The sequence below is a fragment of the Variovorax sp. P5_A3 genome, from assembly GCF_056400665.1.
This window is the reverse complement of record NZ_JBFUKW010000013.1, coordinates 94,473-108,997: the sequence shown is the minus strand read 5'-3', so window position 1 is coordinate 108,997 and position 14,525 is coordinate 94,473. Positions and strand designations below refer to the sequence as shown.

Sequence of the window (14,525 nt, the reverse complement as noted above, 5' to 3'; positions counted from 1 at the left end):
GTCATTGCGTGGCGTTGATGCCGCCGTGCGGCAGCGCTAGCCCCGGTGCGGCGCGGCGGGTGCCGGCGCGAAGGCATCCTGGATGTCCTCGAGCCCGCGTCCGCGCGTCTCGATGCCGCTTCGGAGCAGCAACACGGCAGCGACGGCCATCGGCACGGCGATGAGCAAGGCCGACAGGGTGAAGTGCCCGAACACGCCCAGCACGCCGAAGGCCGCACCGAGGATGCCGCCGAACTTCGAACTGGCCGCGATCACGCCCGAGCCGGTGCCCCGCAGATGCACCGGATAGATCTCCGCCGCATAGGGGATCAGCATCGCGATCACGCCGCTCGAACTCACCAGCAACAGGGCGGTGGTCAGCACCATGGCCATGTCCGATCGCACCTGCGCGAGCCCGAGCCCGCAGAACACCAGCAAAGTCGCCGCCGTCAGCACGATGAAGAGCACCAGCGCCTTGATGCTGCTCCAGCGGTGGTAGAGCCAGATCACGAGGGCGATGCCGGGCAGCGCCAACAGCGCGGAGCGTGCCAGCAGGGCGCTGGCGGCGCTGGCGTCCATGCCCATGCTGCCGAGGTTGGTCGGCAGCCACAGCAGGAAGCCGAAGTTGACGAGTCCCCAGGCCACGCCGCAGACGATCAGGCCCCAGGTGATCCTCGCATGGCCGCCGTGCAGCAGTTGGCCCATGCCGCCCGCCGGCACTTCCTGTTCGGCCACGACCGCCGGCACGTCTTCGGCCGGAGCGGTGGCAGCACCGGTGCCCGCGAATCTTGCGAGCACGGCACGCGCCTCGGTGTCGAGCCCTGCATTCGACAGGAACCGAGGCGATTCCGGGATGTAGCGCCCCAGGAACACGATGAGCAATCCGGTGGGCAGGCCGAGCAGCCACAAGGCCCGCCAACTGAACTCCGGCACCAGCAGCGCAGCCGAGCCCGCCGCCAGCAGGTAGCCGGCCGACGTGCCGATACCGCCCAGCGCCACCAGCAACCAACCACGGTGTGCGGCGGGCACGGTCTCGGCCATCAGCGTGAAGGTGATCGGCAGCAGTCCGCCGGCGGATGCGCCCATCAGGAAGCACATCACCAGGTTCCAGCCGAAGGAAGGCATGGCGCCGCAGATCGCGGTGCCGATGAACATGAGCGCGGAGAGCAGGATGGCCGATCGCCGTCCGAAGACATCCGCCAGCCGCCCCCAGACGACCGAGCCGACCGTGGTGCCGGTGAGTGCGACCAGCGCGAGCACGCCGGCCGTTTCCTTGTTGATCTCGTACTCGCGCGTCATGCCCGGCATCACGAAGCCCAGCGTCGCCGGCTTCAGCACGTCGACCGCCAGCGCGATCACCAGCACGATGACGAGCTTCCAGTGCTCGCGGTTCAGGGGCACGCCGTCGGCCACATGGAATTGCAGGTGGCTGTCGTGGTGCAGGCTCTTGTGCATCTGGGCGATGCGCGGCATCAGCCCGTAGGCCGCGAGCAGCACGCCGAGGGGAATCATCGCCATGCCGGTCAGCATGGTGGCGTCCATTTCCATGCCGACCATCTGGTAGCCGGTGTACCTGCCCATCATGAACATGGGTACATGGGCGAGCACGCCGCCGATGATGGCGAGACAGCCGATCCAGAAGGCGAGCGGGTGATGGAAATTGAAGTTCTGCGGTTTCACTGGGCGTTCTCTCGAGCCCGGATGTTACCGGCGCGCCCGGTACCTGCCGCGACCTAGAGTACGAACTGCGTCACCGTGATGTAGTGGCAGAGGGTGCCGCCGAGCACGAACAGGTGCCAGGTGCCATGCGCATGGCGCCAGCCGCGGGGATTGCGATAGAAGACCGTGCCCGCCGAATACAGCGCGGCGCCGATCAGCAGCCATGTCAGGCCTTCGCTATCGAGGCGCGCGACGAGCGGCGCGCCGACCAGCACGCCAAGCCAGCCCATGCCCATGTAGAGCAGCAACGAGGTCTTCGGAGGCTCGCCCGGTCGCAACTCGCGCCCGATGCCGAAGATCGCCGCGGCCCAGATTGCAGCCAGCAGCGCCCACCCCCACGAACCCTGCAGCGTGACCAGCGCGAAGGGCGTGTAGCTGCCCGCGATGAGCAGGTAGATTGCACAGTGGTCCACCCGCTGCCAGAAGAGCTTGACGCGGCCGCGTGTGCTGTGGAAGAGGGTCGATGCCGCGTAGAGCGTCATCATCGAGATCGCGAAGACCAGCGCGCTGGCCATCTTGGCGGGGTCTCCATCCGGCATCGTCTTGGCGAGGAGCGCCGCGGAACCCGCCGTCGCCAGCAACAGGCCGAGCAGGTGGCTGTATCCGTTGAAGCGTTCGCCGCGGTACATGGTGTCGCCCAGGTGAGGTGGATGAGGAGCTTTCGAGTGGGCCGCAGCTTTGCTGCAGCGTGATGACATCAGACCCGAGTCGGCGCTGCCGCGCATCAACCATTGGCGCTGGCGAATCGGCCAGCCGTACCTGCGCGAACCCCGTTGCATCTGCCTATCGGCAGAGCAGGTGCGTATGACCTGGGTATGCCCTGTGCCTGCGGGCGACCGTGACATCCGTCACGAACCGCCCATCTACCTATCCACCGGCGTTATCAGCGGCGATCGCCATACAACATGAACAACTGGTTGGCCAGATGCCGGGGATGCTTGCCGACGGGATCGGCGTCCTCGTCTTCTTCGCCGGGGCCGTCGAAGCGGTCCGGTTCGACCTCGGTCTGCGCGGCGCGGCCACTGAACGCACTGAGATGGAGCCGAAGCGACGGCTCGAAGTCGGGTTGGGGCATGGCGAGAGGCATGGCGTGTTCTCCTTGTGCCTGTGTGCAAGGACGGTAAGCCGATACGCAGCGACCCGGTTGTAGGAACCCGGGCCCGGCGCAACGACCGCGCGGCTGATTCGACGCTTCCGTGGGTCCTACGAAATCGCATCCTTGTCCGCTGCGTCGTACATCGCTTTGCGCCAAACGGCCGTCTGAAGTGAAATTGGCCGCTGGCGACCCCCAACCACAGGAGACCTCATGCCCGCGTTCAACACCGTCCTCATCGACAAGGATCCGCAGCATCCGCGCATCGCCCGCTTGCTGCTCAACCGTCCCGACAAGCTCAACGCCATCGGCAATACGACGCCTTCGGACATCCGGCACGCAGTCGAATGGGCGCAGGCCGAGGACGAGGTGCACGTCATCGTGGTCGAGGGGGCGGGCCGGGCCTTCTGCGCCGGCTACGACCTGGGCGAGTACGCGGAGGGCAAGGACCTCGACGGCACCGCTGACCACCCGTGCCGGCAAGAGAAGACGCCGTGGGACCCGATGCTCGACTACGCCGCCATGAAGGCCAACACCGATGACTTCATGTCCTTGTGGCGCTGCACCAAGCCAACCATCGCCAAGGTACATGGTTACGCCGTGGCGGGCGGCAGCGACATCGCCTTGTGCTGCGACCTGCTGGTGATGGCCGACGACGCGAAGATCGGCTACATGCCCACCCGCGTCTGGGGCTGCCCTACGACGGCGATGTGGACGTACCGGCTCGGGGCGATGCGTGCCAAGCAGCTGATGTTCACGGGAGACACCATCACCGGAACGCAAGCCGCCGAATGGGGCCTGGCCAATTTCTCTGTGCCCGCCGACCGGCTCGACGAAGCCACCTTGCAGCTCGCACAGCGCATCGCGGGCGTTCCGCGTTCGCATCTCATGATGCACAAGCTGGTCGTCAACCAGGTCTGGCACTCGATGGGGTTGGAGCAGTCGCAGATGTTCGCCACCGTGTTCGACGGCATCACGCGCCACAACCCCGAAGGAATGTGGTTCCGCCGTCAAGCGGAGGTGGAAGGCTTCAAGAGCGCCGTTGCGTGGCGCGACAGCGGCAGGCCAATCCCGGAAGGCGACGAGGCGAGGGCGCTGGTGGCGGATCTCGAGGCGCGGCTGGCCCGGGCCAGGGCTGCGCTCGACGGCGCGTAGATCAGCAGCAGCGCGCGCCGCCCTTGCCGTAGCGGCGCTCGATCACCCGCGCGCAGTACTCGTTGCGCGACAGGACCGGCGCTCCCGGATGGAGCGCCTCGGCATGCGCCAGGTAGCGCTCGTAATCCGGCATGCCGAAGACCTGCCGGCACACCGAACAGATGCTGCGGATGTTCTGGCCCAGCCAGCGCTGCGTGCCCGCTTCGCGCTCGTCCGGCACGGCGTTCATTGAGTAACCTCCGTGCTCCGCACTGCGGTGCGAGCTTGCCTGGAGCGGTCCGGCGCGGCGCTCATGGCATGGCTCCCTGCGCGCCCGCTATGGGCGGAATCTCCTGCGCGGTCGGCTTGGCCTGTTTCAAGGCCTGCATGCAGATCTTGGCCGCGAAGACGCACATCGCCACCACCAGCAGCACGAAGAAGCCGCAGACGACCGCGTCCAGGTAGTTGTTGAAGGCCACGCGCTGCATCTCCTCGATCGACTTGGCGGGCGCGATCAGCGTGCCTTGCGCGGCCGCGTCGCCGAACTTGTGCGCCAGCGCGAGGAAGCCGATCGCCGGGTCGGGATGAAAGATCTTCTGCACGCCCGCGGTCAGCGTCGTGACCAGCAGCCAGGCCGTCGGCACCAACGTGACCCACACGTAGCGCTGGCGCTTCATCTTCACCAGCACGCTGGTGCAAAGCAGCAGGGCGATGCCGGCCAGCATCTGGTTGCCGACGCCGAAGAGCTGCCACAGCGTGTTGATGCCGCCGAGCGGATCGACCACGCCCTGGTACAGGAAGTAGCCCCACATGGCCACGCAGAGTGCGGTCGCGACCAGGTTGGCCGGGAGAAATTCGGTGTTGCCGAGTGGCTTGTACACGTGGCCCAGCATGTCCTGGATCATGAAGCGGCCGACCCGCGTGCCGGCATCGACCGCGGTCAGGATGAACAGCGCCTCGAAGAGGATGGCGAAGTGATACCAGAAGGCTTCCATCGACTTGCCACCGAAGGCCTGCCCGAGGATCTGCGCCATGCCCACCGCCAGGGTGGGTGCCCCGCCGGCGCGCGAAAGGATGCTGGTCTCGCCGATGTCCTTGGCCGTCTGCGTGATCAGCTCCGGCGTGATGACGAAGCCCCAGCTCGAAATCACCTGCGCGGCGTTGGCGGCGGTCGTGCCGATCACCGCGGCGGGTGCGTTCATCGCGAAGTAGATGCCCGGATCGAGCACGCTCGCGGCGGTGAGCGCCATCACCGCGACGAAGGATTCGGCCAGCATCCCGCCGAAGCCGATGAAGCGCATGTGCGATTCCTTCTCGATCATCTTGGGCGTCGTGCCGGATGAGATCAGCGCATGGAAGCCCGAGACCGATCCGCAGGCGATGGTGATGAAGAGGAAGGGAAAGAGCTTGCCCGAGAAGACGGGCCCGGTGCCGTCGATGAAACGCGTCGTCGCCGGCATCGCGAGCATCGGCGCGACGTAGTAGATGCCGAGCGCCAGCGCGACGATGGTGCCGATCTTCAGGAAGGTGCTCAGGTAGTCGCGCGGCGCGAGCATCAGCCACACGGGCAGGCTCGCGGCGATCGCGCCGTAGATGATCAGCGCCCACGCGAGCTGCGGGCCGGTGAGGGTGAACAGCGGCCCCCAGGTCGGGCTTTCGGCCACCGCACGCCCGAGAAAGATCGAGAACAGCAGCAGCACGACGCCGAATGCCGAGGCTTCGCCGACGCGCCCCGGCCGGATGATGCGCATGTAGACGCCCATCAGCAGCGCGATCGGGATCGTCGCGAAGATGGTGAACAAGCCCCACGGGCTGCCGGTGAGCGCCTTGACCACGATCAGCGCCAGCACCGCCAGGATGATGATCATGATCGCCAGCACGCCGATCAGCGCGAGCGTGCCGGGGACGGGGCCCAGCTCCATCTTGATCATCTCGCCGAGCGACTTGCCGTCGCGGCGCACGGAGGCGAAGAGCACGATGAAATCCTGCACCGCGCCGGCCAGCACCACGCCAGAGAGGATCCACAGCGTTCCGGGCAGGTAGCCCATCTGTGCGGCAAGCACCGGACCCACCAGCGGACCCGCGCCGGCGATGGCGGCGAAATGGTGGCCGTAGAGCACCCATTTGTTCGTCGGCACGTAGTCCATGCCGTCGTTGTGGCGGATGGCGGGCGTCGGGCGCGAGTCGTCCAGGCGCAGGACTTTCTCGGCGATGAACTTGCTGTAGAAGCGGTAAGCGATGAAGTAGACGCACAGCGCCGCGGTGACCAGCCACACCGCGTTGACGCTTTCGCCGCGGCCCAGCGCCAGTGCGCCGAAGGAGAGAGCTCCGACGATGGCCACTGCGGGCCACAGCAGGAGGGATGTGAGCTTGTTCATGTCGCCGCTCCCCTCACGAAAAAGAACCGGACCGCCCATCATCCCGCTGCCGCGCCCCTCGCGCAAGGCGCGAAGTCGTCCGTCCCGCAACCGGGCGAAATGACTACGGCCTATGGGATATAGACCTACGCCCTCACAAAGTAATACATAAGTAGTCTGACGACACTGAAGGCAGATTTTGGGAGCGACCGTGGAACGAACCAGAAAAGGGGAGCTGGCCCAACTGCATCGCGCGGTCGTGATCAGCCGCCTTGCCGTCGATGCCGCGCGCGGGGAACTCATCGAGGCGCTGGGCGACTGGATGTGCGGAAGCGACAGCCCGCCGCCGAACCCGGAGGAAATCGCGGAACTGGCGCGCCTGGTCGAGGCGCAGGAACGGGCGGAAGCGAACTACGCGGGCTGCATTGCCGCGTTGTGCGAGGAGTGGGTTGCGCACGCAAGCCGCAGGCGGGCCTGAGTCGCAGGCGGGCCTGAGTCGCCCGACCCACGGGTCAGAAGGAGCCGAATGCCGTCCCGACGGCAACCACGGCGATGAGCGCGATCAAGGCGCCCACGATACCCACCATCACGATGTCGAAGTAGCTTTCGCGGTGGCCCGTGCCGCATACCGCGAGCAGGGTAACGACCGCGCCGTTGTGCGGCAGGCTGTCGAGCGTGCCGGCACCGATCACCGCCACGCGGTGCATGAGCGCCGGATCGATGCCGGTGGTCGCGGCCAACTGCATGTAGGTGGCGCCCAGCGCATCGAGCGCAATCGTCAGGCCGCCGGAGGCCGAGCCGGTCAGCGCGGCGAGGATGTTGGTCGACAGCGCGAGCGACACCAGCGGCCCGCCGCCGATGCCCAGCACCCAGTCGCGCACCATCTCGAAAGCGGGCATGGCGGCGACCACCGCGCCGAAGCCCACCAGGCTGGCCACGCACACCACCGGCAGCACCGAGGCGTTCGCACCCGCGTCGACCGTCGCGCGCAGCGAGGGCAGGCGCTTCCAGTTCAGAACCACCAGCAGGACGATGGCAGTGGCCAGCGCAACCAGGACGGCCCAGACGCCGCCCACATTCGCCAGGGTGATGCTTCCGAAGCGCGGCTCTTCGAGATAGCTCGTGTCCAGGCTCGGCAGCACGACCAGCGCCATCAGCAGGTTCACGATGACCACGACCACGAGCGGCAGCAACGCGACGACGATGCCCGGCTGCCCGGCGCCGTGCTCGCCGTGTTCGACCTCGGCGGGGTCGAAGCTGCCGGAGGTGGTGGCGCGCTCGCGTACCACCGGGTCCTCGGCGGCGCTGACGTGCTTGTCGACCGAGACGGGCTCATAGCTTTCCCCGGCTCGGCGCGCGACCCCTTCGGCGCGGCGCAGCCACCACATGCCGAAGCCGAGCATGATCGCCGCCGCCATGACGCCCAGGCCCGGCGCAGCGAACGCCGTGGTGCCGAAGAAGGGCATGGGGATCGCGTTCTGGATGGCCGGGGTGCCCGGCAGCGCGGACATCGTGAAGGTGGACGTGCCCAACGCAATGGCCGCCGGCATCAGCCGTGCCGGAATGTCCGCCGCGCGGAACAGCGCATGCGCCATCGGCGCAAGAACGAAGAAGGCGACGAAGAGGCTCACGCCGCCGTAGGTCACCAGCGCACCGGCCAGCACCACGGCCAGCATTGCCCGCTTGGGGCCCAGCTTCTCGGTCATGAAGCGCGCAATGGTCTGCACCGATCCGCTGTCGTCCATCAGCTTGCCGAACACCGCGCCGAGCAGGAAGAGCGGAAAGAACTGCGCCAGGAAGCCGGCGGCCGAACTCATGAAGGTCTGCGTCCAGTGCGCGAGCAGCGGCTCCCCTGCGAACAGCGCCGCGATCAGGGCTGCGGCCGGCGCCAGCACGAGCACGCTCCATCCGCGGTAGGAGAGCCAGATGAGCAGGCCCAGGCCTGCGAAGATGCCTGCGAGACCCATGGCTCAGACTCCTTCGAGCAATGCGTCGAGATCGAGCGTCGAACGCTTGCCGATGTCGCCCACATGCGCTTCGATGAAAGCACTCGCGGAGCGCCGCCCCTCGTCGCGCAGTTTGCACAGGAAGGCCCACTCCGCGATCATCTTCGACGAGTAGCCCAACTCCAGCATCGCATCGGTGGCGATGCGATGGATGCGCATGCGCGCCCATGCGGCGCCCTCGCCGGTGCCGGGGTCCGCCACCTGGTGCAGCATGGCGATCATGCGCAACTCCTTCAGCAGTGGCGAGTTGAACGAAATCTCATTGAGGCGGTTGTTGATTTCCTGCGCGCTGCGCGGCAGGCCCGGCCGTTCGACCGGATTGATCTGCACGAGGATGGTGTCGCTCGACTGGCACTCGCGGATCAGCGGGGTCATCGTCGGATTGCCGGCGTAGCCGCCGTCCCAGTACGGGTCACCCTCGATCTCGACCGCATGGAACATCGACGGCAGGCAGGCCGATGCCAGCAGCACGTCGGGGCCGATCTCGGCATTGCGGAACACGCGGCCGCGGCCGGTGCGCACGTTGGTCGCCGTCACGAAGAGCTTGATCGGCGACGAGGCAAGGCGCTCGAAATCGATCAGGTCGGCCAGGATGCCGCGCAGCGGATTCATGCCCTGCGGATTCAGGTCATAGGGCGACCACAGGCGCGTCGCCATCTCGATCGCCACGAAGGCGGGCGAATTGTCGAGTGTCCAGGTGCCGCTCATCATCTCCGCCCAGCCACGCCGGAACGGACTGAAGCGGGCCGCGTCCGACACGCCGCGCCAGAAGTTCTCCAGGGCTTCGCGCGCACCCTCGGCGCCACCCCCCGCGTAGCCGCAGGCCAGGACAGCCGCATTCATCGCGCCGGCGGATGTGCCCGAGATGCCATCGACGCGCATCCAGGGTTCCTCCAGCAGTCGGTCGAGCACGCCCCATGTGAAAGCGCCATGGGAACCGCCGCCTTGCAATGCAAGGTCGATAGGCAAGGTTTTCAATGAAGTCCTCCTGGTGCGCAGCGCAATACGCTGCTGGACGGCACCTCCACCGTCCATTGGCCCAAGGTGCATGGTCGCTTCGAACGATGACGGGTCTGCGTCATGGCCCCCGGCCCCACTCTAGGGAGTCCCTGTCGCGAGTGCAACAGATCGATTTGTCGCGGATCAGTCCGATACGCGCCGCACCACCACGGAAGCGTCCAGCCCTTCGTAGGCATCGGGGTCGCCGTACCAGCTGCCGGAGATGGGCGCTGCCAGCGCGGGATCGCGTGCCACGCCGACGCGGATGAGCTGGCCGCCGCTGCCCATGAGGTTGTTGGTCGGGTCGAAGGCGATCCATCCCGCGCCGGGCAGGTAGGCGTGCAGCCACGCATGGGTGCTTCCCGCGCCCGTCATGGAATCGCCGGGTTCGGCGGCGCCGGTGTCAAGCGCGGCGTCGTACAGGTAGCCCGAGACAAAGCGGGTCGCGACGCCCAGCCGGCGTGCGGCTTCCATCATCAGGAGCGCGTAGTCGCGGCAGCTTCCGCCGCCCAGCGCGAGCGTCTGCAGCGGCGTCTGGGTGCCTTCCTCGTCGCGCGGGGTGTATTTCAGGCTCTGGCCGATGTGCGCGTTCATTCGCGCGAGCACGTCACGCGTGCTGTTGGGTTCGTCGGTGTAGAGGAACTGATGGGCCCAGCGGATCAGCACGCCATCCGGATCGTCATAGTGCGGTCGCAGGTAGTGCTCGAGATCGAGCCGTTCCTGCACCGAATAGGCGAAGGGCAGCATCTCCGCGGACGGATCGAGCGACAGCGTGTCCAGCGGCGCATCCACATGCTCGATGGTGAAGGAGCAGACGATGCGAAGTTCCAACGCTTCGCCCATCGGCTGCACCAGCGCGATCGAGTTCGAATAGGGGTCCTGGATCATCCTCACGTGCGCCTGCGGACTCACCTGCAGGTCGGTGGCGAGAACGCGCAGGTCGTGGCTGTCGCGCGGCCTGAACATCACGCGATGCAGGCCGAAGGTGACCGGCGCCTTGTAGCGGTAGATGGTGGTGTGGGTGATGTCGTAGTGCGTGGGCATGGCGGATTGTGCTGCCGGCGGCATCGCGGCCCAAACTGTTCGATCAGGCCTCGGGCCAGGCACGTCGCGTGTCCAGTGCTTGCGCAAGCTTCGCGGGCAGCGGCAGCGGCTCGCGGTGCCAGTGCGCGGCCAGCAACTCGGCGCAGAGCGCGGCGAAGCTCAGTCCGCGTGAGCCCAGCGCGGTGCAGAGCCAGACGCCATCGGCGGATTCGGGTGACAGGGGGCCGACCAATGGGCGGCGGTCAGCGGAGGCGCAGCGCACACCGACCCATGTGTTCGTCTGGCCGTGGGCAAAGGCAGGCGCCAATTGGGCCGCTGCATCGGGATGGAGGCGCGCCAATCGTTCTCGATTGAATTCGGTGTCGGCAGCGCGTGGGGCGACATCGCTGCTGTCGCGGTCGAAAGTGGCGCCGGTGAGCCACAGGAGCCCTTCGGCGGTCGGCACATGCGAAACCAGATGACCGTCGCCGTTGAGTGGCGAGGTCGGCAGGTGGGAACCGGCGGGGACGTGGCCCCATTCCACCTGGCCGCGCACGGCTTGCAGCGGCAATCCCGGCGCGAGTGCGCGGCTTTCGAAGCCGCCCGCGATGACGACACGATCGGCTTCCGCGAGCAAAGTGTCGTCCGCGGCGCGTACCGCCCAGCGTGTGCCTGAGGCATCGACGCGCTCGATGCGCGCCACGCGGCATCCCGTCCGGACGTGAATGCCAGGCATCGCCAGCCAGGCCTCAACCAATTGGGGCGGCCGAACCCAGGCGCCGCGTGCGTGCCAGAGCGCGACAGTGTCGGGCGACAGGCCCGCTTCGCCGAGCTGCGTCCGGGATGCGTGCCACGACTCGTTCGGCCCGTCGACGGACCAGCCTTCCGGCAGTCGATCGTCGCCCGCCGCCCTGCGTTCGAGCACGCCACTGGCGCGCCAATCGATGCCTTCGGCGAGCAACTGCTCCAATTGCTGCCAAGTCGCCCGGATGCCGGCGCGTGTCAGCCGCGAGAGAAGGGCGTCGTCGGGCGAAACGTGGGGCGACAACATGCCCGCCGGCAAGCCCGAAGCGCCAGCCCCGGGACGATCGGCCGCGTCGAGCACTTCGACCTCCCAGCCGCGACGCGCGAGACTCGCCGCGACGGCGGCGCCCGCCAGACCCGCTCCGATCACCACGCACCGCCCGGCCGCGGCCGCGGGCAAGGGCGCCGGCCCGCGGCGACGGACCTGCCAGGCCGGCTCGAACACGCCCTGCAGACAATCGCGCTTGGGCGGCAGTCCAGGCGCCTTCGTGAGTTGAAAGCCGTTCTGCGCCAGGGCGTCACACACCGAACGCGCGATCGTCCAGGTCGCGACACGCGTCCCCCGCCGGGCGAAGCGCGATACGGCCTTGAGCGTCTCGGCAGACCACATCGCCGGGTTGCGTTGCGGGCTGAACCCATCGAGAAAGATGCTGTCGGCCTCGAAGCGCTGCGCGCGCAACATCGCCTGCACATCGCCGATGCAGAGCGTGAGCAGCACCCGGCCCTCGTCGAGCCAGAGTCGATGGAAACCCGGCAGCAGGCCATGCCACTGTGCCGCGACGCTCTCGGCAAGCCCGATCAGTTCGGGATAGGCCGATGCGGCACGCAGCAGGTCCTCCCGCGAGACCGGAAAGCCTTCGACCGAAACGAAATTCAGCAGTCGGGACCGATGCGGATCGGCCCGCCACGCCTGCCAGGTTGTCAGAAAGTTGAGGCCGAAGCCGAACCCGGTTTCGAGAATCCGCCATTGCGGCTGTCCCGCCCAAGCGGCAGGCAGCCCGCAGCCCGCCAGGAAGACGTGCCTGGCCTGCGCCAACGCGCCGGTTTCGGTGTGATAGATGTCGTCGAACCGGGCGCTGCGCGGAACCCCGTCCGCGCGCCAGTCGACTGCCTCGCAAACGGCCACTGAAGTCTACGGGGAGCGTTTCAACATCAGAAATACCGCGGAACCGGCTTAGCCGGGCCGCAGGTATTGCCCCCGGCAGGGGGTGGGCGAAGCGACACGAAGTGCGCGCAGCCTGGGGGCGAGCTTCATGTCGGAGGTACGTATCCCTGCGCGACGTCGGCGCCGTCGCCGAAAAAGTGCTTTTCCATCTGGCGCGCCAGGTATTGGCGGGCGCGCGCATCCGCCAGGTTCAGGCGGTTTTCATTGACCAGCATGGTCTGCTGCTTGAGCCACGCGGCCCAGGCTTCCTTGCTGACGTTCTCCCACAGGCGCTTGCCGAGTTCGCCTGGATAGGGCGGAAAGTCGAGACCCTCGGCCTCTTTGCCGAGCTTGATGCACTGAACCATGCGTGCCATTGGGATGCCTTTGTGGGTGTCTTAGTTGATTTCGCTATTTAGAACTGAGAACTCAGTCGTTCCCGTTTCCATATGCCGTATCCAGAATACGTGGCTTCAGCTTTATGCCATTTGTGAGCACAAGACCATGAGCCTTCGCCGCGACTTTATCAAGCTTTCCCTCGGCGCCGCCGCAGCAGCCAGCATCGCCCTGACGACATTGCCGTCGTTCGCGCAGGGCGTGACCTTGCTCAACGTGTCCTACGACCCGACGCGCGAACTCTATGTCGACTACAACCAGGCCTTCGTCAAGTACTGGAAGGCCAAGACCGGCCAGGACGTGACGATCAAGCAGTCGCATGGCGGCTCCGGCAAGCAGGCGCGCTCGATCATCGACGGCATCGATGCCGATGTCGCGACGCTGGCGCTGGCCGGCGACACCGATGCGCTCGTGACGCACGGCGGTCTGGTCAAGCCCGACTGGCAGAAGCGTCTCCCGCAGAATTCTGCGCCCTACACCTCGACCATCGTCTTCCTCGTGAAGAAGGGCAATCCCAAGGGCGTGAAGGACTGGGACGATCTGGTGAAGCCGGGTGTGCAGGTGATCACCCCCAATCCCAAAACCTCGGGCGGCGCGCGCTGGAACTACCTCGCCGCGTGGGAATTCGCCAGGCGCAAGTACGGCGGCGACGACAAGGCCAAGGAGTTCGTCGGCAAGCTTTACAAGAACGTGCCCGTGCTCGACACCGGCGCGCGCGGCTCGACCATCACCTTTGTGCAGCGCGGCGTGGGCGACGTACTGCTGGCCTGGGAGAACGAGGCCTTCCTCGCGCTGAAGGAATTCGGCCCGGACAAATTCGACATCGTCGTGCCGTCGATCAGCATCCTGGCCGAACCGACAGTCACTGTGGTGGACAAGGTCGTCGACAAGAAGGGCACGCGTGCCGTCGCCGAGGAATACCTGAAGTACCTGTATTCCGACGAAGGCCAGGACATCGCGGGCCGCAACTACTATCGTCCGACCTCCGAGAAGGCCAAGGCGAAGTACGAGAAGCAGTTCCCCAAGCTCACGCTGTTCACCATCGATCAAGGGTTCGGCGGCTGGGCGAAGGCCGACAAGGCGCACTTCGCCGACGGCGGGTCGTTCGACCAGATCTACATGAACAAGTAGCTCGCCCCCAGGCTGCGCGCACTGCGTGTCGCTTCGCCTACCCCCTGACCGGGGGCAGGCTGGCCGCTTCCGCTGCGCGGGCGCGGCAGCCTTCCCGAGTACCGTTGTCCTTGAAAGTGAATGTTGTGACAGTTCTTCTGATCGCTGGTAGTCCTTCTGCGCCTTCGCGCTCTGCAGTCTTGCTCGACGCCGTGGCGGCGCGGCTCGCCGAGCGCGATGTGCCGGTCGAGCGTCTTGCGATCCGTGAACTCGCAGCGCATGCATTGCTGCTTGGCGAGGCCTCGCATCCCTCGGTGCAGCAAGCCGTTGAGCGGGTGCGGCGCGCCGACGTGATCGTGATCGCGACGCCGGTCTACAAGGCGGCCTACAGCGGTGTGCTCAAGGTATTCCTCGACTTGCTGCCGCAGTCGGCACTCAAGGGGAAGACGGTGTTGCCGCTGGCCACCGGTGGCAGTCCGCATCACATGCTGGCGCTCGACTATGCGCTGCGGCCGGTGCTGCAGTCGCTCGCGGCGCGACACATCCTGCCGGGGGTCTATGCGACCGACGGGCAGGTGACGCTGCAGCCCGAGGGCGCCTATCAGCTGCAGGCGGACCTCTCGCAGCGGCTCGACGATGCGGTCGACACCCTGGCGAGCGAGGGCCTCAAGCTGCCGCCGAACTGGGGCTTCGAGGCGGTTGCGTTCGAGCAGGTGCGATGTAGCGTCTGACGGCGCTCTCGACCTCTTTCGCTTCCAACC

At 66.9% G+C, this 14,525-nt stretch carries 14 protein-coding genes; 4 read left to right on the top strand and 10 right to left on the bottom strand.

Annotated features, from left to right (window positions below; all coding sequences use genetic code 11):
* Nucleotides 1-36: 36 nt before the first annotated feature.
* The 3 genes from AC1D3B_RS20865 to AC1D3B_RS20855 all read right to left on the bottom strand — a co-directional run bounded on the left by AC1D3B_RS20865 (nt 37) and on the right by AC1D3B_RS20855 (nt 2,785).
* On the bottom strand, nt 37-1,659 hold the full coding sequence (locus AC1D3B_RS20865; RefSeq protein WP_478192580.1) for an MFS transporter: 1,623 nt from the start codon (nt 1,657-1,659) through the stop codon (nt 37-39).
* Between the two features lie 53 nt (nt 1,660-1,712).
* Complete coding sequence (gene trhA, locus AC1D3B_RS20860) at nt 1,713-2,327, bottom strand: PAQR family membrane homeostasis protein TrhA (RefSeq protein WP_478192579.1); 615 nt, start codon at nt 2,325-2,327, stop codon at nt 1,713-1,715.
* Between the two features lie 254 nt (nt 2,328-2,581).
* Complete coding sequence (locus AC1D3B_RS20855; RefSeq protein WP_478192578.1) at nt 2,582-2,785, bottom strand: hypothetical protein; 204 nt, start codon at nt 2,783-2,785, stop codon at nt 2,582-2,584.
* Between the two features lie 219 nt (nt 2,786-3,004).
* Between AC1D3B_RS20855 and AC1D3B_RS20850 the strand changes: the two genes are divergently transcribed.
* Entirely contained in the window at nt 3,005-3,946 is a 942-nt protein-coding gene (locus tag AC1D3B_RS20850; protein ID WP_478192577.1) for a crotonase/enoyl-CoA hydratase family protein, read from the top strand.
* 1 nt (nt 3,947) lies between these two features.
* Here AC1D3B_RS20850 and AC1D3B_RS20845 read toward each other — a convergent pair whose 3' ends face one another.
* Complete coding sequence (locus AC1D3B_RS20845; protein ID WP_478192576.1) at nt 3,948-4,175, bottom strand: YbdD/YjiX family protein; 228 nt, start codon at nt 4,173-4,175, stop codon at nt 3,948-3,950.
* 61 nt (nt 4,176-4,236) lie between these two features.
* Nucleotides 4,237-6,303, bottom strand: a complete 2,067-nt coding sequence (locus tag AC1D3B_RS20840) for a carbon starvation CstA family protein (RefSeq protein ID WP_478192575.1) — start codon at nt 6,301-6,303, stop codon at nt 4,237-4,239.
* 190 nt (nt 6,304-6,493) lie between these two features.
* Between AC1D3B_RS20840 and AC1D3B_RS20835 the strand changes: the two genes are divergently transcribed.
* A complete protein-coding gene (locus AC1D3B_RS20835) occupies nt 6,494-6,760 on the top strand; it encodes a hypothetical protein (protein WP_478192574.1) in 267 nt (88 codons plus the stop codon).
* 34 nt (nt 6,761-6,794) lie between these two features.
* On the opposite strand, the gene AC1D3B_RS20830 is transcribed toward AC1D3B_RS20835, so the two are convergent.
* From AC1D3B_RS20830 to AC1D3B_RS20810, 5 genes are all read right to left on the bottom strand, one after another.
* Nucleotides 6,795-8,249, bottom strand: a complete 1,455-nt coding sequence (locus AC1D3B_RS20830; RefSeq protein WP_478192573.1) for a GntP family permease — start codon at nt 8,247-8,249, stop codon at nt 6,795-6,797.
* Between the two features lie 3 nt (nt 8,250-8,252).
* Nucleotides 8,253-9,239 (bottom strand): patatin-like phospholipase family protein, encoded by a 987-nt coding sequence (locus tag AC1D3B_RS20825; RefSeq protein ID WP_478192645.1) that lies wholly within the window; start codon nt 9,237-9,239, stop codon nt 8,253-8,255.
* Nucleotides 9,240-9,431: 192 nt separating this feature from the next.
* Nucleotides 9,432-10,331, bottom strand: a complete 900-nt coding sequence (locus AC1D3B_RS20820; RefSeq protein WP_478192572.1) for a transglutaminase family protein — start codon at nt 10,329-10,331, stop codon at nt 9,432-9,434.
* A 43-nt stretch (nt 10,332-10,374) separates the two neighbouring features.
* Nucleotides 10,375-12,240, bottom strand: a complete 1,866-nt coding sequence (mnmC, locus tag AC1D3B_RS20815) for a bifunctional tRNA (5-methylaminomethyl-2-thiouridine)(34)-methyltransferase MnmC2/FAD-dependent 5-carboxymethylaminomethyl-2-thiouridine(34) oxidoreductase MnmC1 (RefSeq protein WP_478192571.1) — start codon at nt 12,238-12,240, stop codon at nt 10,375-10,377.
* Nucleotides 12,241-12,365: 125 nt separating this feature from the next.
* On the bottom strand, nt 12,366-12,635 hold the full coding sequence (locus AC1D3B_RS20810) for an oxidative damage protection protein (protein ID WP_435517872.1): 270 nt from the start codon (nt 12,633-12,635) through the stop codon (nt 12,366-12,368).
* Nucleotides 12,636-12,762: 127 nt separating this feature from the next.
* Here AC1D3B_RS20810 and AC1D3B_RS20805 point away from each other — a divergent pair, with 127 nt between their 5' ends.
* Both AC1D3B_RS20805 and ssuE read left to right on the top strand, forming a co-directional pair.
* Nucleotides 12,763-13,785, top strand: a complete 1,023-nt coding sequence (locus AC1D3B_RS20805; RefSeq protein ID WP_478192570.1) for a sulfate ABC transporter substrate-binding protein — start codon at nt 12,763-12,765, stop codon at nt 13,783-13,785.
* 125 nt (nt 13,786-13,910) lie between these two features.
* Entirely contained in the window at nt 13,911-14,495 is a 585-nt protein-coding gene (ssuE, locus tag AC1D3B_RS20800) for an NADPH-dependent FMN reductase (RefSeq protein WP_478192569.1), read from the top strand.
* Nucleotides 14,496-14,525: the final 30 nt, after the last annotated feature.